Source organism: Streptomyces sp. NPDC026673 (assembly GCF_040638135.1).
Lineage (GTDB): Bacteria > Actinomycetota > Actinomycetes > Streptomycetales > Streptomycetaceae > Actinacidiphila.
The window spans coordinates 33,033-59,281 of sequence record NZ_JBEZXR010000055.1; the positions used below are offsets into that span (position 1 = coordinate 33,033).

Below are 26,249 nucleotides of genomic sequence, written 5' to 3' on the forward strand. Positions count from 1 at the left end.
GGCAGCAGCCTCGCCGAGGGCGTGCCGCGGGCGGCAGTGCCGGGCGTCCCGTCCTGCGGATGACAGATGTCATGGGTGTGGCCCCGGTACGGATACCGGGGCCACGGCCGTCACGCGGTGCGGGGTCCGCCGGCGGTCAGGAGGTGCCCTCGATGGTGACCGTCTTCTTGGCGGCGTCGGTGGTCTGCAGCGCGGGCAGCATCGCCGAGGCGACGTCCTCCGGGGTGACGGCGGTCTTGCTGCCGTCGCCGCGGGTGACGAGGATGCCGTCGAAGGCGCCGCCGTACAGGCTCTGGAGCACCTTGCGGTCGATGTACGGGGTCAGGTTGCCGTCCTGGTCCGGCACCATGGTGAGGATCTTCGACAGCGAGTTCTGCGGGCTGAACGGGACGTTCGCGGCGCCCGCTCGGACCGTGACGAACCCGGACATGGCCGTCTTGCCGAAGCCCTTGACGGCCTTGTCGAGAGCCTCCTGGGTCACCTTGGGCTCGACGGTGGCGGCCTTCAGGCTGACCGTGCCGGCCTTGCCGGTGGCGATCTGGGTGGCGTAGGCGGCGGTGACGGCGTCGATGGACGCGTTGACGTCGACGCCCTGGTGCGGCTTGCCGGGGACCGCCATGGCCTTGCCGTTCACGAACTTCACCATGCCCTCGGAGCCGGAGCCGCCCAGGCCCTGGGAGAGCTTCTCCAACTGGGCCCGGAGCTTCTCGTTGTCCGTGGTCAGCACGGGGTCGGCCGCGCGGGAGCCGCCGAACAGCGAGCCGATGACGGTGACCGGGTTGTAGTCGCGGTGCGCCACGTTGCGGACGGTCGCGTCGGTGTCGAGGACGAGACCGGCGGCGGAGGGCTTCAGCGTCTTGCGGGCATCGCCGACGGTGACGGTCAGCGACGCGTTCTTGCGCGAGCCGAGCGCCTGGTCGAGGGCCGCGACGGCCTGGTCCTTGGTCTTGCCGCCGATCTCGACGCCGTAGACGGTCGTACCGGCCGGGACGTCGGAGTGGTCCATCAGCAGTCCCGCGCCATAGGCGAGGCCGACGACGCCGAGCAGGCCGACGCCCACCAGTATGAGCTTGGAGCGGCCCTTGGTCTCGGGCTCCGCCGCGCTCGGGCGGCCGGCGGGCGCCGCCGGCTCGTCCTGCTCGAAGCGGTACATCTCCCCGCCGGGCGGGCCCGGGCGGTTGACCGACGGTCCCGCCGGGGGCACGGCCGGGATGCCGCCGACGACGGTGTCGCCGGACAGCCGGTCGGCGGCGGAGGACGGGAACGGCGTGGGGAACGGGGGGCGGCCGGCGCCGGGGCCCGCCGGGGGCACGCGCATCTCGCCGGTCACCGGGCCCGCGGTGGGTCCGGCCGGCGGCTGCTGTCCCGGGAAGGGCGCACCGGCTCCCGGCCCGGCGGGGCCGGCGCCGGGCGTACCGGGTGCGCCGGGGAACGGGCGCTGGCCGGGCGCGGCACGGCCGGGGCCTCCGGGGCCTCCAGGGGCCGCGGGCCCACCGGGACCACCCGGACCGCCCGGGTGGACCGCGCCGTCGTTGAGGTACGGGATGCCGCCGCGCCGGGGACCGCCGGGAGCGGCGCCGGGCCCGGGGGCCGGGACCGGACGGCGCTCAAGGGGGCCGGGCTGGGCCGGGATGTCTCCGAGCTGCATCGGCTGGGTGACCTCAGGGGCCGCGAACTCCGGTGCGGGCGCGGGCGCGGGCGCGAGGGCCGGCGCGGGGGCGGCCTCGGGCCTGGGCCCGGACTTCCGCGGCGCAAACCAGTCGCTCGCCGGCTTCTCGCCCTTCGGCGTGGACGCCGGCTCAGCGGCGGCCTCCGGAGCGGGCGCCGGGGCACCCTGACCGGCCCCGGTGCCACCGCCGGCGGTCCAGTCGGCGGGCGGCGGGGCCGACTCGGCCGCCGGGGCGGCCGGAGCGGATCCGGCGGGCGCCTCGCCCTCCGCGCCGCCCTCGACGGGCGTCCGGACGACGACCGGCGGGATCGGCCGGGACCCGGGGATGTTGATGCGCACCCGGGTGGTCAGCGTGGTCTCGGTCTTGGGCTCCTCCGCGGCGGGGGCGGCAGCGGCCTCCCCCTCGGCCGCGGCACCGTCCCGCGGGCCCTCCTGCGGGTGCAGCGACGGAAACGGTCGGGTCCCGTACGGCGGGGTACCCGACGGGTACGCGGCTCCGCCCCGGCCCTGAGGGCCGGGGGACGGACGGTCAGTGTCACGACTCAAAGCAGGCTCTCCCGGTTCGCTTCGCCACCCGTCACGGCCTTCCGCGGGCGGCCCGGCGGCGCGCACCACCATACTGGGCGCCGCGTCGGGACCGCCTGCCCGCCGGATGGAGATCGCCCTGATCAAAGGGGCTTATACGACGTCAACCGTCAAATCGGGCGACGCTCGTTCCGTAACGGACGCAACGTGCCGCCTATCGTGCCTCACGTGATCCACCGGCGGGAGGACGGGGTTGCACTAGCGTGGCCGACATCACGCCCGCCATGGCTCCGCCCAACAGGTAGACGTACGGGCTCAGTCCGTTGGCGAAGAGGAAATCGCCTTCCGGACGGGCCGAGCTGAGCAGCATCACGGTGATCAGCCAGACCGCCGCCGGCACCACGGCGCCCAGCCGCGTCCCGGTCAGCCTGGCACCGCCGTGGAAGAGCGCGGCGCTCCCGGCCAGCGCCAGCAGCAACCCGCCGGGGAACCAGGCCGCCTGTACCAGGGACCCCGCGACGGCGACCAGCACGCCCAGGACGGCGAGCGCGGGGTAGAGGGCGCGCCTCATGCGCCGGTCCCCGCGAACAGGTCGCTCTCCAGGCTCCCGGCCGGTGCGGGAACGCCCTTGACCAGACGGTAGAACTCGGCGCCGAACAAAGGCTGCCCGAGGTCGTTGGAGAGCGCGAAGAACGGGCCGTCGACCGCGATCTGCGTGGCGTGGGCCTTCATCGCCGCGGCCTTCCGGTCGGCATAGCGGGCCTCCTCGTCGATGGCGGCGGTCACCAGGGCGTCGTCCACCACGCCGGGGACGTCGTCGGCGGTCGCGATGCCCTCGAAGGGGATCTCCTTGCCGGCCGCGCGCAGCCGGGCGAAGCCCTCCTCGACCACCCCGCGCGGAATGCAGTTCCAGTAGATCTTGGCGATGGAGTGCGGATCGCCGAGATCGCGCCGGTAGGCCGGCTCCGCGGCCAGTTCGGCGGCGCGCATGGCGACCCGGTGCGCCTGGATGTGGTCGGGGTGGCCGTAGCCGCCGTCGGGGTCGTAGGCGACCAGGACCTGCGGGCGCGTCTCGCGGATCACCTCCACGAGGTACGCGGCCGCGAGGTCGGGGTCCGCCTGCCAGAAGCTGTCGGGCCGGTCGTTCTGCGGTGCGCCCATCATCCCGGAGTCCCGGAAGCGTCCGGGGCCGCCCAGGAAGCGGTGGTCGGCGACGCCGAGCTCGTCCATGGCGTCGGCGAGTTCGCCGATCCGGTGCGCGCCGAGGGTGTCGTCGCGGTCGGCGGCCAGATGCGCCAGCTCGGGCGGGATGACCTCGCCCTCCTCGCCGAGGGTGCACGTCACCAGGGTGACGAGCGCGCCCTCGGCGGCGTACTTGGCCATGGTGGCGCCGTTGTTGATCGACTCGTCGTCGGGATGGGCGTGGACGAGCAGAAGTCGGCGGGCGGGCAGTGCGGTCATGAGGAGAGCCTAGGGCCTGTCCTGCGGATCTCCGCTGGTGCGGGAGCGCCGTCCGGTACGTGCGGCCGCGAGGCCGTGGACGACGCCGCGGAGCGCCGGCGGCCGACGGCGACGCGGCACGGCTGCGTGCGGGACGCCGTGGCGCCACGGCGCCCCGGAAGGCGGGTCCTGCGGCTCGCCAAGGGAGCGAGGGGAGCCGGAGGGAACCGAATGGAGCCGGGGAGAGCCAGGGCTCAGAACCTGAAGTCCCCGATCATGCCCGCCACATTGTTGGTGAGATCCCGGATCGTCGGCGCGATGGACGAACTCGCCAGATAGAACCCGAGCAGAATGCAGACCACCGCATGCCCCGCCTTCAAACCGGCCTTCCTGACCAGCAAGAACACGACGATCAGCAGCAGCAGCACCGCCGAAATCGAAAGTGCCACAGCGGCTCACCTCCAGGGCTTCAGGGTCGTGACAGCATGTGCCAAACGGTTGTTACCCACTCTCGGCAGTGGATCATAACTTTGTGGCGCACCGCATAGCTCGTCGCACGGGAGCACGTGGGGGCGCATGGCCGGATCTCGCGGTTGGCGTGCGCCGGGCTCACCCGCGGGCGGTGGCACACTCCCCCCATGACGCAAGCGCTCTCGTTCCCGCGGCAGTACGCCCGCACGCAGCGGTTCTCGCTCGGCGCCCCGCGCGCCTTCACCGTGTCGCCGGACGGCGGCCGGGTCGCCTTCCTGCGCTCCCGTTCCGGCACCGACCGCGCGCACCTGCTGTGGGTGCTGGACCCGGAGTCCGGCACCGAACGGGTCGCGGCGGACCCCGGAGTCCTGCTGTCCGGCGCGGCGGAGGAGTTGTCCCCGGAGGAGCGGGCACGCCGGGAGCGCAGCCGGGAGGGTTCGGCCGGGATCGTCGGCTACGCGACCGACGACGCGGTGGAGCTGGCCGCGTTCGCGTTGTCCGGGCGGCTGTTCACGGCGGAGCTGCGGGCGGGCACGGCCCGGGAGATCGACGTGCCGGGCCCCGTGGTGGACCCGCGCCCCTCGCCGGACGGCCGCCTGGTGGCCTACGCGGCGGACGGCGCGCTGCGGGTGGTGGCCGTCGACGGCGGCGGGGACCGGACGCTGGCCGCCCCCGAGGGTCCGGATGTGACGTACGGGCTGGCGGAGTTCATCGCCGCGGAGGAGATGTCCCGCAGCCGCGGCTACTGGTGGGCCCCCGACAGCGCCTCCGTGCTGGCGGCGCGGGTGGACGCGTCCCCGGTCCGCCGCTGGTGGATCGCCGACCCGGCGAACCCCGGGCAGCCGCCGGCCGAGGTCGCCTACCCCGCGGCCGGCACGCCGAACGCCGAGGTCACGCTGGTGCTGCTGACCCTGGACGGCGAGGCCACCCCGGTGGAGTGGGACCGCGAGCGCTACCCCTACCTCGCCCAGGTGCACTGGTCCGCGGCGGGTCCGCCGCTGCTGCTGGTCCAGGCCCGGGACCAGCGTGAGCAGCTGTACCTGACGGTGGACACCACCACCGGCGCCACCCGCGAGGTGCACCGGGACCGCGATCAAATCTGGCTGGATCTTTTCGCCGGCGTGCCCGCCTGGATGCCCGGCGAACGCCTTGTGCGGATCTCCGACGAGAACGGTTCACGGTCGCTGTACGTCGGCGAACAGCCTTGGACCGGACCGGAGTTGCACGTACGGGCGGTGCTCGGGACGGACGGCGACGGCATCCTGCTGTCGGCCTCCGCGGGGCACGGCGCCAAGGATCCGGAGATCGGCGAGATCCATGTGTACCGCGCCGACGGAGGCACCGCGGGCCCGGTCCGGCTGACCGGCGCGCCGGGCGTGCACTCGGCGGTGCGCGCCGGCGCGCTCACGGTGCTGTCGTCCGCGTCGCCGGAGTCGGCCGCCGCGGCGGTCCGGGTGCTGCGGGACGGCGAGCAGGTGGCCGAGATCGCCTCGCACGCCGAGACCCCCGTCCTCACCGCGCGCCCCGTGTTCGTCGGCGCCGGCGAGCGCGGCATCCCGGCGGCGGTGCTGCTCCCCTCGGGCCACCGGGACGGCGACGGACCGCTGCCGGTGCTGATGGACCCCTACGGCGGTCCGCACGGCCAGATGGTGGTGAGCGCGCAGCGCGCCCATCTGCAGGCGCAGTGGCTGGCGGACCAGGGCTTCGCGGTGGTCGTCGCGGACGGCCGGGGCACCCCGGGGCACTCCCCCGCCTGGGAGAAGGCGATCGCCGGCGACTTCGCGGGCGTCACGCTCGACGACCAGGTGCACGCGCTGCACGCGCTGGCCGGCCGCTACCCCCTGGACCTGACCCGGGTGGGCATCCGCGGCTGGTCGTACGGCGGCTACCTGGCGGCGCTGGCGGTGCTGCGCCGCCCGGACGTCTTCCACGCGGCCGTGGCGGGCGCGCCGGTCACCGACTGGCGGCTGTACGACACGCACTACACCGAGCGGTACCTCGGCCACCCCGAGGAGCAGCCCGCGGTGTACGCCGCCAACTCCCTGGTCACCGAGGCCGGTCTGGCCGATCCCGCGGACGAGGTACGGCCGCTGATGATCATCCACGGCCTCGCCGACGACAACGTGGTGGCCGCGCACACCCTGCGGCTGTCCTCCGCGCTGCTGGCGGCCGGCCGCCCGCACGAGGTGCTGCCGCTCTCGGGGGTCACGCACATGACGCCGCAGGAGGAGGTCGCCGAGAACCTGCTGCTGCTCCAGGTCGATTTCCTGAAGCGCTCCCTCGGCATCGCCCGGGGTTAGGTCGGGTCCTGCAGATACGCCGCCCGAGGCTCGGCGGAGGGCCCGGGCGGCTCCTGCTCGTAGGGCCCGGGGGTCGCCTGCCCGTAGGGCCCGGGCGGCCCCTGCCCGTAGGCGCCGAAGACGGGGAGCACGGCGGTCTGTTCGTACAGCGGCATGGACAGGTTGTCGGCCGCCGCCGGGATCTCCGCCTCCGCGAAGGGGTCGCCGGAGGGCACGCCCACGGCCGCCAGGTCGCCCGGCACGAGCAGCAGGGTCACCACCAGCGCGGCGCCCACCGTGAACGCGGCGGCGAAGTCGTCCGCGCCCGGGGCGTCGATCCGCGAGGTGCCGATCACCGGGACCGCGGTCATCACCAGCAGGCCGGTCACCACGATGCCCAGCGGCCGGGAGAACGGGGCCCGGGAGAACGCGGCGAAGCCCGCGGCCGCGGCCAGTCCGGCCGTCGCCCAGACCAGCCACTCGTAGGGCGCGCCCAGTTGGGAGTCGACCAGGTGGCCGCCCACGGCGGTACGCCAGAAGTACCCGGGCGGCGGCGCCGCCGCGGGGTCGGACTGCCGGGAGAACTCCAGGATCCCGGTGATGAGCGCGACGACGAACAGCAGCAGGCCCGCCAGCACGCCCGCCGCGGGCCGCGGCGGGGCGGGCGCGTCCTCCCCGGTGCGCCGTACGACGAAGAGCAGCACGAGCGCCCCGAGGACCTGCCCGCCCGCGGTGACCAGCAGCGCGCCCTGGAGACCGGGCGGGCTGCCGCCCGAGGCGGGGGCCAGGAGGTACGCCGCGGGGGTGCGCACCACCAGGGTGACCACCGCGGCGGCCCCGAGGACCCCGACGCCACCCGGCCTGAGGGCCGCCACCGCGGCGGCCGCGTAGAGCCCGAGGAGCAGCAGGTCCACGGTCGAGGTCACCAGCGGTGCCCCGCCGACCGGCACGCCCAGCCCCGACCACACCCTGACGGCGCCGTCCACCCGGAACTGCGTGAGGTCCTGACCCAGCCAGACCGCCTCGGCGACCGCCAGGACGGCACAGATCACTCCTCCGAGCCGATACGCCTGCCGCACGGCCACCTCCCCGGCCCTTCCGGCAGCACTGTCCTTGGCCTTCCCCAGGGATACGGACCGGGCCGGGCGACCGTTCAACGCGGGCGCACGGCAGCCGGCCGGAATGATCGAGATCACCCCGGCCGGCTCACGGCACCCGCACGGCCGTACGCTGCCGAGCATGACGCGTCCGTATATCGGTGATGCGTCCGTCAAGTTGCCTGCGTGTTAAAGAGTTTCATCCTGAAACCTCCGCATTCGCCGATACCGGCCGGAGGCTGTCAAGCACGCGTTCACGACAATATCCAAAACCTTGCCCCAAGTTAATCAAGATCTCGCCTTCTGATCGCTTCACCCCCTTGACTGGCCGCCAAATCCATTGCCCAATACCGGCTAGCTAGCCACGGGCGTTCACAGGCGCCACCAAAACTCCTTGGTGCGGGGGCAGATGAGCATGTCCAGTCCGAGCACGGCCGCGAACCGGCCGGAACCCGTTCCGGCCGAGGCTCCCGCCGAAGTCGAGGGCACCGGGAAGGAACCCTCCGAACTCGTCGGGCGATCCCCGGGACAGCTCGCCTGGCTGCGTTTCAGACGCGATCGCACGGGAATGCTCTGCGCGGGCGTGGTGATCTTCTACATCGTCATCGCGCTGGCCGCGCCGCTGATCTCCAAGCTCTACGGCAAGAACCCCTACGACCTGTACGGTCAGGACCTGGGTCTGCTCAACAGCTACGGAATCCCGCTCAAGCCGAACGGCGGCATCGACGGCGACTTCTGGTTCGGGCTCGAGCCGCAGCTCGGCCGCGATGTGTTCACCCTGCTGATCTACGGAATCCGCACCTCGCTGGGCATCGCCCTTGCCGTGACCACGGTCTCCGTCGTCGTCGGCGTGCTCATCGGCCTCGTCCAGGGATATCTCGGCGGGCGCACCGACTACTTCATGGGCCGGTTCTCCGACCTGATGCTGTCCTTTCCGCAGCAGCTCTTCTTCATCGCGTTCACGCCGGTGATCGTGGCCCTGTTCGTCTCCCCCCGCGACGAGGAACCGACCTATGTGCGCATCGCGGCACTGGTCATCGTCCAGTTCGTCCTCGGCTGGATGAGCGTGGGCCGGCTGGTACGCGCCCAGGTGCTGAGCCTGCGCGAGCGCGAGTTCATCGAGGCCGCGCGGATCAGCGGCGCCTCCTCCGCGCGGATCATCCGCAAGGAACTGCTGCCGAACATCTGGTCCACCATTCTGGTCCAGTCGACGCTGCTGCTCCCCGTGAACGTCACCGCCGAGGCGGGCCTTTCGTATCTCGGCGTCGGAATCCTGCCGCCCACCCCGGACTGGGGGCTGATGTTCCAGCAGGCCGCGGCGTACTACGAGTCCGATGTCACCTTCATGTTCTTCCCCGGCATCGCGATGGTGATCTTCGTGGTCGCCTTCAACCTGCTCGGGGATTCGGTCCGGGACGCACTCGATCCCAAGACCGTGCGCTAGGTGTCCAAGCCGCCGCGCCGGGCCCCTGTGGGGGGAGACCGGGCACGTCGGTATCCGCAGTTCGGTTCACTGACAGGCAGGGATCAATGAGAATTCGCAAGGCGCGTTACGCCTCCGCGTTCCTGGCGGTGGGGGCTCTGACACTGTCCGCTGCGTGCAGCAGCGGTGGCGGCGGGGGGACCGGCGCCGGAGGCGGCGAGGGCAAGCAGGCCACCGTCCAGAACTTCGGCATCGGCACGGCCGCCGATTCCCAGGGCCCCGCCCCGGAGGTCCCCGGGGCCAAGAAGGGCGGCACGGCGTACGACCTCGACCAGGCGGGCTTCGACTACCTGGACCCCGGCCAGCAGTACGTCAGTGACCAGTTGTCGGTGCAGTTGCTCTACAACCGCTCGCTCACCGGCTACAAGATCGACGCCAAGACCGGCAAGACGATCCTGGTCGGCGACCTCGCCACCGACACCGGCAAGTCCTCCGACGGCGCGAAGACCTGGACCTACACCCTCAAGGACGGCCTGAAGTTCGAGGACGGCACGCCGGTCACCTCCAAGGACGTCAAGTACGGCATCGAGCGGCTCTTCGCCGACTACCAGACACAGGGCCCGCAGTACATCCAGAAGTGGCTCTACGGCGCCGACTACCGCAAGGCGTACACCGGCCCCTACGAGGGCAAGGAGATCCCCGCCGACAAGATCGACACGCCGGACGACAAGACCATCGTCTTCCACTTCCTGGAGGCGCACGCCGACGCGCCCTACGCGGCCGCGATGCCGAACATCTCGCCGGTGCCGAAGGCCAAGGACGACAAGCAGAAGTACAACAACCACCCCGTCTCCACCGGCCCGTACAAGATCGCCAGCTACAAGCCGGGCAAGGAGCTGGTCTTCGAGCGCAACACCAACTGGGACCCGAAGACCGACCCGATCCGCAACGCCTACCCGGACAGCTGGAACTTCCAGCTGGGCATCGCCGAGCCGGGCCTGACCAACCGGCTCGCGGCCGAGGACGGCAACGACAAGTACGCGGTGAACCTGTCCGGTTCCTCCGACCCGTCGAAGATGCAGACGCTGACGACGGACGCGCAGTACAAGTCGCGGACGGTGAACCAGTACCAGCCGTACGTCGAGGTCATGAACATCAACACCAAGCGGATCACCGATCCCAAGGTCCGCCAGGCGATCATGTACGCCTTCCCGATGACCCAGGTCCAGCAGGCCTTCGGCGGCGGCGCCCAGGGCGAGCTCGGCACCACCCTGCTCAGCCCGACGGTCGCCGGCTGGAAGAAGTACGACCCCTTCGGCAAGCTCGACAAGCCCACCGGTGACATCGAGAAGGCCAAGGAGCTGCTCAAGGAGGCCGGCGTCACCGGCAAGGTCAAGCTCTCCTACGCCTACGCCAACACCCCGCGCTGGCAGAACGTGTCGCTGACCATCGAGAAGGCCCTGGAGAAGGCCGGCTTCGACGTCCAGCGCAAGGCCATCGACCCGACCTCGTACTACACGGTCGTCGGCAAGCTCGACACCCCGTACGACCTGTACCGCACCGGCTGGGGCGCGGACTGGCCCAGCGCCTCGACCGTGGTCCCGCCGACCATGGACGGCCGCAACCTCGCCGACGGCACCAACAACTACTCGTTCCTCAACGACGACCACGTCAACTCCGAGATCGACCGCATCCTGGCGATCACGGACATCAAGAAGCAGAACGACGAGTGGCGGACGCTGTCCGAGTACGTGCTGAAGAACGACACGTCGCAGATCCCGTTCATCTTCGACAAGTACTTCAACATCCACGGCTCGGGCCTCGGCGGCGTCACCTACAACGAGGTCTACGGGACCATCAACCCCAACACGATCTTCGTCAAGCAGTAGCCCAGCGCAGACACGCCGGTCCCGGCCTCTCCCCGGGCCGGGACCGGCGCCCCGACGGAACCGACGGAGAGCCTGACCCATGCTGCGTTTCCTGGTACGCCGTGTGCTGGGCGCGCTGGTCATCCTGCTGCTGATCAGCGCCATCACGTACTTCCTCTTCTTCTTCCTGCCCTCCGACCCGGCGCTGCTGTCCTGCGGCAAGAACTGCAGCCCGCAGAACGTGGCGCTGATCCGCAAGAACCTCGGCCTGGACCTGCCGATCTGGACCCAGTACTGGCACTTCATGGTCGGCATCTTCGCCGGCCGCGACATGCCCATCGGCCACTGCCCGGCGCCGTGCTTCGGCTACTCCTTCGCCGACCAGCAGCTCGTCTGGGACACCATCGCCGACCGCTACCCGACCACGCTGTCGCTGGCGATCGGCGGTGCGACCGTCTTCCTGGTCATCGGCGTCGGTCTCGGCCTCGTCTCGGCCTGGCAGCAGGGCAGGGCCTTCGACCGGATCGCCAGCGGCATCTCGCTGGTCGGCAACTCCGTGCAGATCTACTTCCTCGGCCCGATCGCCATCGGCCTGTTCGCCAGCAGCTGGCACGTGCTCGACCGCGGCCACGACCCCGACTGGTCGCACGACCCATGGGGTTCGGTGCAGGGGCTGATCCTGCCCTGCATGGTGCTGTCGGTGATCTTCTGGTCCAACTACAGCCGCCAGACACGGTCGCTGATGGTGGAGCAGATGTCCGAGGACCACATCCGCGCCGCCCGCGCCAAGGGCATGTCCTCCCGGTACGTGTTCCTGCGCTACGCGCTGCGCGGCGCCGCCGCCTCCATCATCACCATCTTCGGCATCGACCTGAGTTCCGTCCTCGGCGGCGCGATCATCACCGAGGTCACCTTCGGGCTGCACGGCCTCGGCCTGCTGTCCGTGCAGGCCGTGCTCCGCAGCGACCTGCCGCTGGAGATGGCCGTGATGCTGATCGGCGCCACGATCATCGTCGTCTGCAACATCGTCGTCGACGCCGCCTACGCCCTCATCGACCCGCGGATCAGGCTGTCGTGAGCCGGAACGCCTGCCGGCACGCAGAGGAGAAGCACCGTTGAGCATCCTCACCAAGACCGAGGCGGGACCGCCCGGACCCGAGAACCGCGAGCCGTCCGGCTCGTTCCTGTCGGTACGCGACCTGTACGTGCAGTTCGCCACCGAGGACGGGCTCGTCAAGGCCGTCGACGGGCTCTCCTTCGACCTGGAGCGCGGCCGGACCCTGGGCATCGTCGGCGAGTCCGGCTCCGGCAAGTCGGTCACCAACCTGGCGGTCCTCGGCCTGCACAACCCCCGCAACACCACCATCCGCGGCGAGATCGTGCTGGACGGCCAGGAGCTCACGGGCGCCTCCGAGCGGACCCTGGAGCGGCTGCGCGGCCGGAAGATGGCGATGATCTTCCAGGACTCGCTGACCGCGCTGTCCCCGTACTACTCGGTCGGGCGGCAGATCGCCGAGCCCTACATGAAGCACATGGGCGCCTCGAAGAAGGCCGCCCGGGAGCGGGCGATCGAGATGCTCGCCCGGGTGGGCATCCCGCAGCCGCGGCTGCGGGTGGACGACTTCCCGCACCAGTTCTCCGGAGGCATGCGGCAGCGCGCGATGATCGCGATGGCGCTGGTCTGCGATCCGGAGCTGGTCATCGCGGACGAGCCGACCACGGCCCTGGACGTCACCGTGCAGGCGCAGATCCTCGACCTGCTGAAGGACCTCCAGCGGGAGACCGGCACGGCGATCATCATCATCACCCACGACCTGGGCGTGGTGGCCAACACGGCCGACGACGTGATGGTGATGTACGCGGGACGCTGCGTCGAGCGCGGCACCGTGCGGGAGATCCTGAAGACGCCGGAACACCCCTACTCCTGGGGGCTCCTGGCGTCCATCCCGCGTCTGTCGGCGCCGGTGGACCTGCCCCTGTCGCCCATCGCGGGCACCCCGCCCAGTCTGCTCAACCCGCCCGCCGGCTGTCCCTTCCATCCGCGCTGCGCCTTCACCGCCGAGGTCGGCGGCGCCCGCTGCGCCACCGAGCGGCCCGGCATCCCCGAGGGCGAGCGGCGCGGCTCCGCCTGCCACCTGGGCCCGGATCGGAAGCGGGAGATCTTCACCGGGCAGATCCAGCCGCGGCTGCGCGGCGGTGCGCGGTGAGCGCGCCGCAGCAGGACCACTCGCCGAGGGAGAACATGAGCACGCTGCTCGAAGTGACGGGCCTGCGGAAGTACTTCCCCGTACGGGGCGGCTTCCTGGTCAAGCGCCATGTGGCGGACGTCCGGGCCGTGGACGGCGTCGACTTCGCCATCGCCGAGGGCGAGAGCCTCGGGCTGGTCGGCGAGTCGGGCTGCGGCAAGTCCACCACCGGGCGGCTGGTGACCCGGCTGCTGGAGCCCACCGCGGGACGGATCAGCTACCGGGGCCGGGACATCACGCACTCCTCGCGCAAGGAGCTGGCCCCGATCCGCTCCGAGATCCAGATGATCTTCCAGGACCCGTACGCCTCGCTGAACCCGCGGCAGACCGTCGGGCACATCGTGTCGGCGCCGCTGGAGATCAACGGCATCAACCCGCCGGGCGGCCGCGAGAAGCGCGTGCGCGAACTCCTGGAGACCGTGGGCCTCAACCCCGAGCACTACAACCGCTTCCCCCACGAGTTCTCCGGCGGCCAGCGGCAGCGCATCGGGGTGGCCCGGGCACTGGCGCTGGAACCCAAGCTCATCGTGGCGGACGAGCCGGTGTCGGCGCTGGACGTGTCGATCCAGGCCCAGGTCGTCAACCTGCTGCAGCAATTGCAGCGGGAGCTGGGCATCGCCTTCCTCTTCATCGCCCACGACCTCGCCGTGGTGCGGCACTTCTCGCAGCGGGTGGCGGTGATGTACCTCGGGCGGATCGTCGAGGTCGGCGACCGCCGGGACATCTACGAAAGGCCCCGCCACCCGTACACCCACGCGCTGCTGTCCGCCTCCCCCGAGCCGGACCCGGACGAGCGGGAGGCGAACGAGAGGATCCGCCTCGCCGGCGATGTGCCCTCGCCCGTCTCACCGCCGTCCGGCTGCCGCTTCCGCACGCGGTGCTGGAAGGCGCAGGACAAGTGCGCGACCGAGGAGCCGCCCCTGGTCCGCATCGAGGGGAACCGGGAGGGACACCTGAGCGCGTGTCACTTCCCCGAGGAGCCGACGACCGCGGCCCGGGGCGAGGACGTCATCCTCGACCCCGCTCTCGCCGCGATCGAGGAGACGCCCGCCGACAAGACCCTTTGACCCGGGCCGACAGACGTCTCCGTTCGGAGCCCGGCCCGCGCCCACACCCCTGCAGTACGGGCGCGGGCCGTGTCGTGTCGTGGCCCGGTTCGCCTCCGGGGCGTCCCGGCCGGCGCCCCTTCGGCTCATTCGCCCGGGGACTCGGGCGGCACCACCGTCTTCTCCTCGGCGAAGTGGCACGCGCTGGCGTGCGCCGCCGGGGTGTCCGCTCCCCGGAAGACCGCGGGCACCGCCAGTTCCGGCACCTCCAGCGTGCAGCGCTCCCGGGCCTTCCAGCAGCGGGTGCGGAAGCGGCAGCCGGAGGGCGGGTCGGCCGGGGAGGGAACGTCGCCGGAGAGCAGCACACGTTCGCGGTGCTCGCGCGCCTCGGGGTCCGGCACCGGCACCGCCGACAGCAGGGCCTGGGTGTACGGGTGGGTGGGGTGCTCGTAGATCTGCGTGTCGTCGCCGGTCTCGACGATCCGCCCGAGGTACATCACCGCCACCCGGTCCGAGATGTGCCGGACGATCGACAGGTCGTGCGCGATGAACAGGTACGACAGGTCGAACTCGTCCTGCAGGCGCTCCATCAGGTTGACGACCTGGGCCTGTACGGACACGTCCAGGGCGGACACCGGCTCGTCGGCGACGATGACCTCCGGGCGCAGCGCCAGCCCGCGGGCGATGCCGATGCGCTGCCGCTGGCCGCCGGAGAACTGGTGCGGATAGCGGTTGGCGTACTCCGGGTCGAGGCCGACGACGTCCAGCAGCTCCCGCACCCTGCGGCGCCGGTCGCCCTTCGGCGCGACCTCGGGGTGGATCTCGTACGGCTCGCCGATGATGTCGCCGACCGTCATCCGGGGGTTGAGCGAGGTGTAGGGGTCCTGGAAGACCATCTGGATGTTCCGGCGCACGGCTTTGAGGGCCCGGCCGGACAGTTTGGTGATGTCCTCCCCCTTGTAGAGGATCTGCCCCCGGGTGGCGTGCTCCAGGTGCACCAGCAGCCGCGCCACGGTGGACTTGCCGCAGCCGGACTCGCCGACGATGCCGAGGGTCTCGCCCTTGCGGAGGTCGAGGTCGACGCCGTCGACCGCCTTGACCGCGCCGATCTGCCGCTTGAAGAGGATCCCCTGGGTGAGCGGGAAGTGCTTGTACAGCCCGCGCACCTGGAGGACGGGCTCACCGCTGCCGCTCACCGAGGCACTCCCTCCAGAAGTGGCAGGCGCTGCCCCGCCGGGCACTGATCCGGTACAGCTCCGGCTCGTCGGTGGCGCAGACGTCCCGGGCCAGCGGGCAGCGCGGGTGGAAGGCGCAGCCGGTGGGGATGCGCAGCAGGTTGGGGGGCAGACCCTTGATCGCGTAGAGCTCCCGGCCCTTGTGGTCCAGCCGCGGGATCGACTCCAGCAGGCCCTTGGTGTACGGGTGCGCCGGGGCCCGGTAGATGTCGTGGACGGGCGCGGTCTCCACGATGCGCCCGGCGTACATCACCGCGATGTGGTCGGCGACGTCGGCGACGACGCCGAGGTCGTGGGTGATGAGGATCAGGCCCATGCCGTACTCGCGCTGCAGCTCCGCGAGCAGGTCCATGACCTGGGCCTGCACGGTGACGTCGAGGGCCGTGGTCGGCTCGTCGGCGATGATCAGCTCCGGCTCCAGGGCCAGCGCCATCGCGATCATGACGCGCTGGCGCATACCGCCGGAGAACTGGTGCGGATACTGCCCGACGCGTTCGCGGGCCGCGGGGATCCGCACCCGGTCCATCAGCTCCACGGCCCTGGCCCGGGCGTCCTTGCGGGACATCCCCCGGTGCACCCGGAACATCTCACCGAGCTGGTCGCCCACGGTCAGGACGGGGTTCAGCGCGGACAGCGCGTCCTGGAAGATCATCGCCATCCTGGCGCCGCGCACCCTGCGGCGCTCCTCCGCTCCCATGGTCAGCAGGTCCTCGCCCCGGAAGAGGATCTCGCCGCGGGTGACGAACCCGGGCGGCGAGTCGAGGATGCCCATGATGGCCTGCGCGGTCACCGACTTGCCGGAGCCGGACTCGCCGAGCACGGCGAGCGTCTGGTGGGAGCGCACCGCGTAGGAGACCCCGTTCACGGCCCTGGCGACGCCGTCCCGGGTGCGGAACTCCACGTGCAGGTCGCGTACGTCGAGCAGGGGCGGCTCGTCCCGGGCCGCGGTGGCCATCGCTCCTCCGTCGTCCATCAGCGCAGCTTGGGGTCGAGGGCGTCGCGCACCGCGTCGCCGAGCATGATGAAGGCGAGCACCGTCACGCTCAGCGCCCCGGCCGGCCAGAGCAGCATGTGCGGGGCGTTGCGGATCTGGGTGGAGGCCTGGGAGATGTCGATGCCCCAGGAGACGGTGGGCGGTTTCAGCCCGACGCCGAGGTAGGACAGGGTGGCCTCCAGGGAGATGTACGTGCCGAGCGCGATGGTCGCGACGACGATGACCGGCGCGACGGCGTTGGGCGCGATGTGCCGCAGCAGCAGGCGGGCGTTGCCGGCGCCGAGGGCGCGGGCGGCCTGGACGTAGTCGTTCTGCTTGGCGGTGATGACCGAGCCGCGGGCGATGCGGCCGATCTGCGGCCAGCCGAGCAGCACGATGAAGCCGACCACCGGCCAGACGGTGGTGCTGGTGACGACGGACAGGAAGACCAGCCCGCCGAGCACGATCGGGATGCCGAAGAAGATGTCGCTCACCCGGGAGAGCACCGCGTCGGCCCAGCCGCCGTGGTAGCCGGCCAGGCCGCCGAGCAGCCCGCCGAGCAGGGCGGCGCCGACGGTGGCGCAGATGCCGACGGTCACGGAGGCGCGGGCCCCGTAGACGACCCGGGTGTAGACGTCGCAGCCCTGGTTGTCGAAGCCGAAGGGGTGGCCGGGCGCGGAGCCCTTCTGGGAGTTGTCCAGGTCGCAGCTGAGCGGGTTGCCGTCCGTGATGAGCTGCGGCCAGAGGGAGATGACGACCAGGAAGACGATCACCAGCGCGGCGACCACGAAGACCGGGTTGCGCCGCAGGTCCCGCCAGGCGTCCGACCACAGGCTGCGCGGCCGGTCGGCGGCGGGTGACCCGGCCGGGCCGGCCGGTTTCCCTCCCCGGCCCGGGGGCCTGTCGAGGGTGCGCGCCTCCTCCTGCCCCAGGTCCATGGAGGCCCCCGTCCCGCCCGAGGGCTCGATGGCCTCGTCGGGGTGGTCGCGCGGCTCAGGCATAGCGGATCCTGGGGTCGAGGACGGCGTACACGAGGTCGACCAGCAGGTTCGCGACGAGGAAGACGATGACCAGGATGGTCACGAAACCGACGACGGTGGCCGAGTCCAGCCGGAGGATGCCCTGGTAGAGCTGGTATCCCACGCCGTGGATGTTGAAGATGCGCTCGGTGACGATGGCCCCTCCCATCAGCGCCCCGATGTCGGTGCCGATGAAGGTGACCACGGGAATCAGGGAGTTGCGCAGCAGGTGACGGACGATCACCCGGCGGCGCGGAAGGCCCTTGGCCGTGGCGGTGCGGACGTAGTCGGCGCGGGCGTTCTCGACGATGGAGGTGCGGCTGAGCCGGGTGACGTACGCGAGTGAGGTCAGGGCCAGCACGAGGCCCGGGACGATCAGCTCGTCGATCCGGGCCTGGGAGGACACCGAGGGCGCGATGACGTTCCACTTCACCCCGAGCAGGTACTGCAGCACGTACCCGGTCACGAAGGTCGGGACGGAGATGACCACCAGGGTGCCGAGCAGCGCCGCGGTGTCGACGGGGCGGCCGCGGCGCAGCCCGGTGAGGACGCCGAGGGTGATGCCGATGACGATCTCGAAGAGGATGGCGACGACCGTCAGCCTCAGGGTGACGGGGAAGGCGGTGGCCATCAGCTCGGTCACCGGCTGGCCGTTCCACGCGACGCCGAAGTCCCCCCGGAAGATCTGCCCCATGTAGTGCAGGTACTGCTGCCACAGGGGGTGGTCCAGGTACAGGTCGTGCCGGATCTGCGCGGCCGTGGCGGGGTCGCAGGCGCGGTCCCCGCACCGGGCCTGGACCGGGTCGCCGAGCGCGAACACCATGAGGAAGATCAGCATGGTGGTGCCGATGAAGACCGGGATCATCTGCAGCACGCGGCGGATGACATACCGTCCCACGGGGCGTCAGCTGACCTTGATCCGGTTGAAGACCGGGACGCTGAAGGGGTTGAGGGCGACGCCGGACAGGCGTGCCGACCAGCCCGCGCTGCCGTTCTGGTACCACAGGGCGATGGCCGGGACCTGCTGCGGGAGGATCCGCTCGGCCTGCTTGAAGGTGTCGACGGCCTTGGCGGGGTCGCTCTCGGCGTTCGCCTGGTCGACGAGCATGTCGAACTGCGCGTTGCTGAAGTGCGCGTCGTTGGACGAGGCGTCGGTGTAGTAGAGCGGCTGCAGGAAGTTCTGGATCAGCGGGTAGTCCATCTGCCAGCCGGCCCGGAAGGGGTTCTTCATCTGCTGGTTGACGATCTGGTTGCGGAAGTCGGCGAAGGTGCCGACCGGGTTGCCGACGCAGGCGCTGTCCTCGCCGAGGGCGTTGTTGATGCTGTTGCAGACCGCGTCGACCCAGTCCTTGTGGGAGCCGCCGTCCGCGTTGTAGGTGATCTTCATGGTGCCGCCGGGGAGGCCGCCGCCCTCCTTGACCAGCTTCCTGGCCCGGGCGGGGTCGTACGCGCAGACGTCGCCGCAGAGGGCGTCGTCGAAGCCGCCGGCGGTGCCGAGCACGGGTGAGGTCCAGTCCCGGGCGGGGATGCGTGTGTTGTGGAAGATCTGCCGGGTGATCTGCTTGCGGTTGATCGCCATGGAGATGCCCTGGCGGAGCTTCTCGGAGTTCGGGCCCGACCACGCCTTGTCGTAGAGCGGGAAGGCGATGGTCTGGATGATGCCGGCCGGGGTGTTCAGGTAGCGGCCGTCGAGGTCGTCCTTGACGTTCTTCAGCTGGGCGGCGGGAACGTCGTCGACCAGGTCGAGGTTGCCGGCCTGGAGGTCGGTGTAGGCGGTGTTGTTGTCGGTGTAGACCTTCAGGTCCACACCGCCGTTGACGGCCGCGTCGCCGCCCTTGTACCCGTCCCACTTCCGCAGCTGCATCCCCTGGCCCTTGGTGTAGGACTCCACCCGGTAGGGGCCGTTGCCGATGGGCCGCTTCAGCCAGGCGGCGTGGTCGGTGAAGAAGGCCCGGGGCAGGGGCATGAAGGCGGCGTAGCCCAGCGTGTCCGGCCAGGTGGAGAACTTCTGGTTGAGCTTGACCGTGAAGTTGAGGTCGTCCTGCCTGGTGAGGCCGGAGAGCTCCTTGGCGGTGGGGTTGCCGGACGCCGGGTGGACCTTGTCATAGCCGTCGACGTAGCGGAAGAAGGACGCGTTGATCTGCTTGTTCGTCACGAGCGCCGCGTAGTTCCAGGCGTCGATGAACGAGTCGGAGGTGACCTTCTGCCCGTTGCTGAAGGTCCAGCCGTCCTTGAGCCTGACCTTGAAGGTCCGCTGGTCCGTGGTCGTGATCGAGTCGGCGATGACGTTCTCGGCGGCCGCGGTCTTCGGGTTGTACTGCTTCAGTCCGCGGAAGATCATGTCCAGCACCTTGCCGCCCTGCACCTCATTGGTGTTGGCGGGCTCCAGCGGATTCTGCGGATCGGTCCACGAGGCGCTGAACACCCCGGCCCCGTCCGCCGCGCCACTGTCCTCGCCCCCGCCTCCGCAGCCCGTCGCCACCAGGGTGGCCGCAGCCGCGCCGACGGCCCACCTCGCCGCGCTCCGTCGCATCGGATGCCTCCTCGGGGAGCTCTACGCCATGAAGGACACGTGGCTCACCATGACATCGCAAACCCGGACATAATGCACAGCGGCTCACCGGCCCGACGCCATACCGAGGGGAGGCGCGGGGGAGAAAGAGGGGTTTCCCTTTATGGCGGACCGTCAATGCGGGTTATCCCGATAGTCGGGTTAACTTTCGACCAAGAAAATAAAGGATCCATCACGACGATCCGGCGCTCGTTGACGCGGCCATAATTCGGTTGCGAAAGTCCCCTCAACCCGCCGAGTCGAGCCGGAGCACGCGCTACCTGCGCAGACTTCTCGGGCGTCATTGTTTCGGCCGTGCTACAAGCTTATGTGGAAAGCGGCCGGCGAAGAAAGTTCAATCTTGTTGTTTTCTCGAAACGAACCGACTGAGAGTGTGAGCCGTGGGCCGTTACCTGCTGCGCCGACTGATCAACCATGTGGCGCTGGTTCTCATCGCGGCCTCCCTTACGTACTTCCTCGCGGCAATCAGCCTCAACCCGAGAGCCAACTTCGCCGGCCGGAACCCCACGGTGGCGGCGTCCTCGGTGACCGCCACACTCGACGAGTACAACCTCAACCCCGACACCCCGGTCGTGGTCCGCTTCGCCCACTGGGCGAACGACGTGGCCCACGGTGACCTCGGACGGACCGTCACCGGCGGTGACGTCAACGACCAGTTCGCCCGCCGCGTCGGCGTGAGCACCCGGCTGCTCCTCATCGCCACGATCATCGGTTCGATCGGCGGTGTGCTGGTCGGCGCCTGGGGGGCCGTCCGGCAGTACCGGGCATCGGACCGGATCGCCACGCTGGGCTCGTTCTTCATCCTGGCCATGCCGATCCCGGTCATCGCCGTCACGCTCAAGCTGTGGGCGATCGACCTCAACGACGCCGTGGGCTTCAAGCTCATCCAGTACACGAACGAATACGATCCGAATCTCACGGACACCGGCGACATCCTGGTCAGCCGGCTCCAGCACCTGCTGCTGCCCAGCCTGACCCTGATCCTGATCCAGGTCGCGCTCTACAGCCGCTACCAGCGCAGCACCATGCTGGACGTGCTCGGCAGCGACTTCCTGCGCACCGCCCGGGCCAAGGGCTTGTCGCGGCGGGCCGCGCTGATGAGGCACGGGCTGCGCACCGCGGTCCTCCCGGTGGTCCCGCTGCTGGTCTACAACGTCGTCCTGCTCTTCACCGGCGCCACCTTCACGGAGAAGACCTTCGGCTGGCACGGGATGGGCGAGTGGCTCGTCGACTCCATCAGGACGAACGACGTCAACGCGGTCGCCGCCGTGGGCATGTTCACCGCCCTGATCGTCCTGGTCGCCGGACTGCTGTCCGATGTGCTCTACGCGGCGCTCGATCCCCGCGTACGGGTGCGCTGAGCACCACCGCGCCCCTCCGCCGCCCCGATCCCGCGTTCCCAGGAGCCTTCATCCATGGCTGTCCACACCCCCTCCGTCCAGCCTCCCGGCCACGCGCCCACCCCGCCGGCCGATCCGGCCACCCGGCGCCGGGCGAACGGCCGGGCCCGGCTCACCGCCGTCCGCTTCGCCCGCAACCGCCTGGCCCTGTTCGGGCTGGTCATGCTGCTTCTGCTCTTCCTCATGGCCTATGTCTCGCCGTTCTTCTACAAGTGGGACTACACCGAACTCGACTTCACCGCCTTCCAGAAGCCGCCGTCGGCGAGCCACTGGTTCGGCACCGACCAGTCCGGCTCCGACCTCTTCGCGCTCACCGCGCGCGGTATGCAGAAGTCCCTGGTCATCGGCATCCTGACCGGCCTCATCTGCACCTTCGTCGCCGCCGCGGTCGGCGCGAGCGCCGGCTACTTCGGCAGCTGGGCCGACCGCTCCCTGATGTGGGGCGTCGACCTGCTGCTGGTGATGCCCAGCTTCCTGATCATCGCCGTGCTCTCCCCGGCGTTCCAGGGCGCCACCTGGCTGCTCTTCGTGGTGCTGCTGGCGGCGTTCAGCTGGATGATCACCGGCCGGGTGGTGCGCAGCATGACGCTGACCCTGAAGGACCGTGAATTCGTCAAGGCCGCCAAGTACATGGGGGTCCCGGCCCCGGTCATCATCTTCCGGCACATCCTGCCGTCGATGGCCTCGATGCTGATCATCGACGGAACGATCCAGGTCGGCGCCGCGATCATCGGCGAGAGCAGCCTGTCCTACTTCGGCTTCGGCGTGCAGGCCCCCGACGTCTCGCTCGGCACGATCATCGCGACCGGCACGCCCGCCGCCCCGTCCTTCCCGTGGCTGTTCTACTTCCCGGCCGGCTGCCTGGTGCTGATCTGCCTGTCCATCGCCTTCATCGGCGACGGGCTGCGGGACGCCCTCGACCCCAACTCCGCCGGCGCCAAGGCCCGCGCCCCCCGTACGTCCAAGAGCGCCCCCAAAAGCGCCCCCCAAAGCACGTCCACGGAAGGACGCACGTCGTGAGCGAGACCCCCGCCCTCGAGGTCACCGACCTCCACGTCTCCTTCCCGAGCGAGGCCGGGCCGGTCGGCGCCGTACGCGGCGTGTCCTTCTCCGTACGGCGCGGCGAGGTCCTCGGCATCGTCGGCGAGTCCGGCTCCGGCAAGTCCGTGTCCTCCCTCGCCGTCCTCGGCCTGCTGCCGGAGACCGCGGACGTCAAGGGCTCGGTGAAGCTGCACGGCCGTGAGCTGCTGGGGCTGGACGACCGGGAGATGACGAAGATCCGCGGCAAGGACATCGCCATGGTCTTCCAGGACCCGCTGTCCGCCCTGACCCCGGTCTACTCGGTCGGCAACCAGATCGTCGAGGCGCTGCGGATCCACCGGGACCTGGACAAGGCCGCCGCGCGCGAGCGCGCAATCGAACTGCTGGACCTGGTCGGCATCCCCGACCCGCACCGCCGCGCCGACGCCTTCCCGCACGAGTTCTCCGGCGGCATGCGCCAGCGGGCGATGATCGCCATGGCGATCGCCAACGACCCCGAGGTGATCATCGCCGACGAGCCCACGACCGCCCTGGACGTGACCATCCAGGCGCAGATCCTGGACGTCCTGAAGAAGGCCCAGGAGGTCACCGGCGCCGCCATCGTGATGATCACCCACGACCTGGGGGTGGTGGCCGGATTCGCCGACCGGGTCCAGGTGATGTACGCGGGCCGTCCGGTGGAGACCGGCACCGTGGACGACGTCTACTACGCGCCGCGCATGCCGTACACCATCGGCCTGCTCGGCTCGATCCCCCGGCTCGACGACGGCCGGCGCCACGCGCTGACCCCGATCGACGGCAATCCGCCCTCGCTGGTGGACCTGCCGGCCGGCTGCCCCTTCGCGGCCCGCTGCCCGATCGCGATCGACGTGTGCCGGCGCGTCGAGCCCGAACTGACGGTGGGCGAGGGGGGCGACCACCCCACCGCCTGCCACCGCAGCCACGAGTTGCTCGAGGGCGGCCCCCTCGACCCCGCGACCATCTACCCGGTGCCGGAGCTGCCCGAGGCCCCGGCGGCGGGACGGCCCCGCGACGAACGCGTCCCGGTGCTGGAGGTCGACGGACTGGTCAAGCACTTCCCGCTGATGTACGGCGCGGTCATCAAGCGCAAGGTCGGCGAGGTGCGCGCGGTGGACGGCATCAGCTTCGACATCCGCGAGGGCGAGACACTCGGGCTGGTCGGCGAGTCGGGCTGCGGCAAGACCACCACCCTGCTGGAGATCCTCGACCTGCCCTCCGGCCAGTCCGGCACGGTCACCGTCTTCGGCAAGGACATCCGGGGGCTCAAGGGCGCCGACCGCAAGGCGCTCCGCCGCGATCTGCAGGTGGTCTTCCAGGACCCGATGGCCGCCCTCGACCCGCGGATGCCGGTCGGCGACATCCTCGCCGAACCCCTCAGGACCCATGGCTGGTCCCGGGACCGCATCGCCGCGCGGGTGCCGGAACTGCTGGGCCAGGTCGGCCTCGACCCGGACCACGTGGACCGCTTCCCCGCGGAGTTCTCCGGCGGGCAGCGGCAGCGCATCAGCATCGCCCGGGCGCTGGCGCTGGAGCCCAAGCTGGTCGTGCTGGACGAGCCGGTCTCGGCCCTGGACGTCTCCATCCAGGCCGGTGTCCTCAACCTGCTGGACGAGCTCAAGGCGCGCATGGGGCTGAGCTACCTCTTCGTGGCCCACGACCTGTCCGTGGTACGCCACATCGCCGACCGGATCGCGGTGATGTACCTCGGCCGGATCGTCGAACTCGGCTCCGCCGAGGCGGTCTTCGCCGCCCCCTCCCACCCGTACACCCAGGCGCTGCTCTCCGCGGTGCCGCTGCCCGACCCCCGCAAGGAGCGCGACCGCAGGCGCATCCTGCTCACCGGCGATCTGCCCAGCCCCGCGGACGTGCCGACCGGCTGCCGATTCCGCAACCGCTGCCCGAAGTTCGCCTCCCTGGACGAGTCCGACCGCGGCCGGTGCCGCGAGGAGGACCCGGCACCGACCGGCCTGGCCGGCGACCACACCGCGGCCTGCCACTTCGCCGCCGCCGTCACCGTCGTGTGATTTCCCACCCCGCAAGAAGAGAGAGAGTCCGTTGAACAGAACACGTATGTCCATCGCCGTGGTGGCGCTGGCCACGGCGAGCGCGCTGACCCTGACCGCGTGCGGCGAGGGCGGGACGAGCGACACCGCGGTCAAGAAGAACTCGGTGCCCAAGTCCAGCGCGAACAACATCAAGGCCACCGACCGCGACCGGATCAAGCAGGGCGGCACCCTGAACTGGCCGCTGGGCGAGATCGCCGAGAACTTCAACTACAGCCAGCTCGACGGCACCCTGTCCGACGGCCTGGACGTCGAACGCGCGCTGATGCCGATCACCATGATGTCGGACGCGGCGGGCACCGTGACCCCCAACCCGGACTACCTGACCTCGGCGAAGGTCGACGACAGCTCCGGCAAGCAGGTCGTGACCTACGAGATCAACCCCAAGGCCAAGTGGTCCGACGGCACCCCGATGTCCTGGAAGGACTTCGAGGCCAACTGGAAGGCGCTCAACGGCAAGAACGCCAAGTACAAGATCTCCTCCAGCACCGGCTACGAGCTGATCACCAGCGTCGCCAAGGGCAAGGACGACCAGGAGGCGGTGGTCACCTTCTCCAGCCCCTTCGGTGACTGGAAGAGCCTGTTCACCCCGCTCTACCCGGCCAAGGTCATCGGCACCCCGGAGGGCTTCAACACCGGCTACCTCGGAAAGTTCCCGGTCACCGCCGGCCCCTTCAAGTTCCAGGGCATCGACAAGACCACCAAGACCCTGACCGTCGTACGCGACGACGGCTGGTGGGGGAACAAGGCGATCCTGGACAAGATCATCTACCGGGCCCTGGACGCGGACGCCACCCCGGGCGCCTTCGCCAACGGCGAGGTCGACCTCTTCAACGTCGGCCCGGACCCGGCCGCGTACAAGCAGGCCGAGGAGGTCACGGGCGCCGACATCCGCAAGGCGGCCGGCCCCAACTACCGCCACGTCACCTTCAACGGCGCCCGCGGCCCGCTGAAGGACGTCAAGGTCCGCCAGGCCATCATGTCCGCCCTGAACCGGCAGGCCATCGCCGAGTCCGACCTGCAGGGCCTGGACTGGGACGCCAAGCCGCTGAACAACCACTTCTTCGTCACCAACCAGAAGGGCTACAAGGACAACTCCGCCGGCATCGGCGTCTTCGACCAGGCCAGGGCCAAGAGCCTGCTGGACGAGGCCGGCTGGAAGCAGGACGGCGAGTTCCGCACCAAGGGCGGCAAGACCCTGGAGCTGGACTTCGTCATCCCGGCGAACGTCAGCACCTCCGCCAACGAGGGCAAGCTGATGCAGCCGATGCTGAAGGCGGTCGGCATCAAGCTGAACATCAAGTCGGTCCCGCTGCAGGACTTCTTCGACAAGTACGTCAGCACCGGCAGCTTCGACCTGACCGCCTTCTCCTGGCTCGGCACGCCCTTCCCGGTGTCCTCGACCAAGTCGATCTACGCCAAGCCCGTGGGCGACAACATCCAGCAGAACTACACCGGCGTCGGCAGCGACGAGCTGGACGCGGCGATGAACAAGGCCGCCGCGGCCACCGACCCGGCCCAGGCGATCGACGACGCCAACGTCTCGGACCTGCTGATCTGGAAGCAGGCCAACCTGCTGCCGCTGTACCAGCGCCCCGACATCTACGCGGTCAAGAAGAACCTGGTCAACATCGGCGCCTTCGGCTTCCAGGACCTGCGCTACGAGAACATCGGCTTCCTGAAGTAGTCCGCACCGGTTCCCGGCACCGCGTCCGCCCCGTCACCGCCCCGGTGACGGGGCGGACCGGCGTCCGGGGCCGGCCCTTGCCCAGATGGCGCCGCACGAGGCCGTTCACATCGGCCCGGGTGGTGGCGAGGACGACGCAGGCGGCGAGCGTCACGTCCTGGCCGCGCTTGCCGG

At 70.5% G+C, this 26,249-nt stretch carries 20 protein-coding genes; 10 read left to right on the plus strand and 10 right to left on the minus strand.

Annotated features, from left to right (window positions below):
* Positions 1-136 precede the first annotated feature (136 nt).
* From AB0F62_RS29925 to AB0F62_RS29940, 4 genes are all read right to left on the minus strand, one after another.
* Positions 137-2,215 (minus strand): hypothetical protein, encoded by a 2,079-nt coding sequence (locus tag AB0F62_RS29925; RefSeq protein ID WP_361806002.1) that lies wholly within the window; start codon positions 2,213-2,215, stop codon positions 137-139.
* 193 nt (positions 2,216-2,408) lie between these two features.
* A complete protein-coding gene (locus tag AB0F62_RS29930) occupies positions 2,409-2,765 on the minus strand; it encodes a DUF6113 family protein (protein ID WP_361806005.1) in 357 nt (118 codons plus the stop codon).
* On the minus strand, positions 2,762-3,655 hold the full coding sequence (gene mshB / locus AB0F62_RS29935; RefSeq protein WP_361806008.1) for an N-acetyl-1-D-myo-inositol-2-amino-2-deoxy-alpha-D-glucopyranoside deacetylase: 894 nt from the start codon (positions 3,653-3,655) through the stop codon (positions 2,762-2,764). The genes AB0F62_RS29930 and mshB overlap by 4 nt, the downstream gene beginning before the upstream one ends.
* A gap of 233 nt (positions 3,656-3,888) precedes the next feature.
* Positions 3,889-4,083 (minus strand): hypothetical protein, encoded by a 195-nt coding sequence (locus AB0F62_RS29940; protein ID WP_361806011.1) that lies wholly within the window; start codon positions 4,081-4,083, stop codon positions 3,889-3,891.
* Positions 4,084-4,272: 189 nt separating this feature from the next.
* Between AB0F62_RS29940 and AB0F62_RS29945 the strand changes: the two genes are divergently transcribed.
* Entirely contained in the window at positions 4,273-6,405 is a 2,133-nt protein-coding gene (locus tag AB0F62_RS29945; RefSeq protein WP_361806014.1) for an alpha/beta fold hydrolase, read from the plus strand.
* Here the strand turns inward: AB0F62_RS29945 and AB0F62_RS29950 are convergent.
* Positions 6,402-7,463 carry a hypothetical protein gene (locus AB0F62_RS29950; RefSeq protein WP_361806016.1) on the minus strand — a complete coding sequence of 354 codons (1,062 nt, stop codon included), beginning with the start codon at positions 7,461-7,463 and terminating at the stop codon, positions 6,402-6,404. The two genes, AB0F62_RS29945 and AB0F62_RS29950, sit on opposite strands and share 4 nt — an antisense overlap.
* Before the next feature lie 433 nt (positions 7,464-7,896).
* Here AB0F62_RS29950 and AB0F62_RS29955 point away from each other — a divergent pair, with 433 nt between their 5' ends.
* The 5 genes from AB0F62_RS29955 to AB0F62_RS29975 all read left to right on the plus strand — a co-directional run bounded on the left by AB0F62_RS29955 (position 7,897) and on the right by AB0F62_RS29975 (position 14,085).
* Positions 7,897-8,925, plus strand: a complete 1,029-nt coding sequence (locus AB0F62_RS29955) for an ABC transporter permease (protein WP_361806067.1) — start codon at positions 7,897-7,899, stop codon at positions 8,923-8,925.
* Positions 8,926-9,011: 86 nt separating this feature from the next.
* Positions 9,012-10,793 carry an ABC transporter substrate-binding protein gene (locus AB0F62_RS29960; RefSeq protein ID WP_361806019.1) on the plus strand — a complete coding sequence of 594 codons (1,782 nt, stop codon included), beginning with the start codon at positions 9,012-9,014 and terminating at the stop codon, positions 10,791-10,793.
* 79 nt (positions 10,794-10,872) lie between these two features.
* Complete coding sequence (locus tag AB0F62_RS29965; RefSeq protein ID WP_361806022.1) at positions 10,873-11,850, plus strand: ABC transporter permease; 978 nt, start codon at positions 10,873-10,875, stop codon at positions 11,848-11,850.
* Positions 11,851-11,893: 43 nt separating this feature from the next.
* Positions 11,894-12,979: an ABC transporter ATP-binding protein gene (locus AB0F62_RS29970; RefSeq protein WP_361806070.1), complete on the plus strand. Its 1,086-nt coding sequence runs from the start codon at positions 11,894-11,896 to the stop codon at positions 12,977-12,979.
* 35 nt (positions 12,980-13,014) lie between these two features.
* Complete coding sequence (locus AB0F62_RS29975; protein WP_361806025.1) at positions 13,015-14,085, plus strand: dipeptide ABC transporter ATP-binding protein; 1,071 nt, start codon at positions 13,015-13,017, stop codon at positions 14,083-14,085.
* Between the two features lie 125 nt (positions 14,086-14,210).
* Here the strand turns inward: AB0F62_RS29975 and AB0F62_RS29980 are convergent, their stop codons facing one another.
* The 5 genes from AB0F62_RS29980 to AB0F62_RS30000 are packed head-to-tail and all read right to left on the minus strand — an operon-like array spanning position 14,211 to position 19,824.
* On the minus strand, positions 14,211-15,260 hold the full coding sequence (locus AB0F62_RS29980) for a dipeptide ABC transporter ATP-binding protein (RefSeq protein WP_361806028.1): 1,050 nt from the start codon (positions 15,258-15,260) through the stop codon (positions 14,211-14,213).
* Positions 15,244-16,272: an ABC transporter ATP-binding protein gene (locus AB0F62_RS29985; RefSeq protein ID WP_361806031.1), complete on the minus strand. Its 1,029-nt coding sequence runs from the start codon at positions 16,270-16,272 to the stop codon at positions 15,244-15,246. The genes AB0F62_RS29980 and AB0F62_RS29985 overlap by 17 nt, the downstream gene beginning before the upstream one ends.
* Entirely contained in the window at positions 16,272-17,273 is a 1,002-nt protein-coding gene (locus tag AB0F62_RS29990; protein ID WP_361806034.1) for an ABC transporter permease, read from the minus strand. Before AB0F62_RS29990 ends, AB0F62_RS29985 begins: the two co-directional genes overlap by 1 nt.
* Complete coding sequence (locus tag AB0F62_RS29995; RefSeq protein WP_361806037.1) at positions 17,266-18,189, minus strand: ABC transporter permease; 924 nt, start codon at positions 18,187-18,189, stop codon at positions 17,266-17,268. Before AB0F62_RS29995 ends, AB0F62_RS29990 begins: the two co-directional genes overlap by 8 nt.
* 6 nt (positions 18,190-18,195) lie before the next feature.
* Complete coding sequence (locus AB0F62_RS30000; protein ID WP_361806040.1) at positions 18,196-19,824, minus strand: ABC transporter substrate-binding protein; 1,629 nt, start codon at positions 19,822-19,824, stop codon at positions 18,196-18,198.
* Between the two features lie 419 nt (positions 19,825-20,243).
* Here AB0F62_RS30000 and AB0F62_RS30005 point away from each other — a divergent pair, with 419 nt between their 5' ends.
* Genes AB0F62_RS30005 through AB0F62_RS30020 form a run of 4 tightly spaced genes read left to right on the plus strand, consistent with a single transcriptional unit; the run spans position 20,244 to position 26,075 of the window.
* Positions 20,244-21,224, plus strand: coding sequence for an ABC transporter permease (locus tag AB0F62_RS30005; RefSeq protein WP_361806043.1), 981 nt, complete (start codon positions 20,244-20,246; stop codon positions 21,222-21,224).
* Between the two features lie 54 nt (positions 21,225-21,278).
* A complete protein-coding gene (locus AB0F62_RS30010) occupies positions 21,279-22,283 on the plus strand; it encodes an ABC transporter permease (RefSeq protein ID WP_361806046.1) in 1,005 nt (334 codons plus the stop codon).
* Positions 22,280-24,349 carry an ABC transporter ATP-binding protein gene (locus AB0F62_RS30015; RefSeq protein WP_361806049.1) on the plus strand — a complete coding sequence of 690 codons (2,070 nt, stop codon included), beginning with the start codon at positions 22,280-22,282 and terminating at the stop codon, positions 24,347-24,349. The genes AB0F62_RS30010 and AB0F62_RS30015 overlap by 4 nt, the downstream gene beginning before the upstream one ends.
* A gap of 46 nt (positions 24,350-24,395) precedes the next feature.
* Positions 24,396-26,075 carry an ABC transporter family substrate-binding protein gene (locus AB0F62_RS30020; RefSeq protein ID WP_361806052.1) on the plus strand — a complete coding sequence of 560 codons (1,680 nt, stop codon included), beginning with the start codon at positions 24,396-24,398 and terminating at the stop codon, positions 26,073-26,075.
* Positions 26,076-26,249 lie beyond the last annotated feature (174 nt).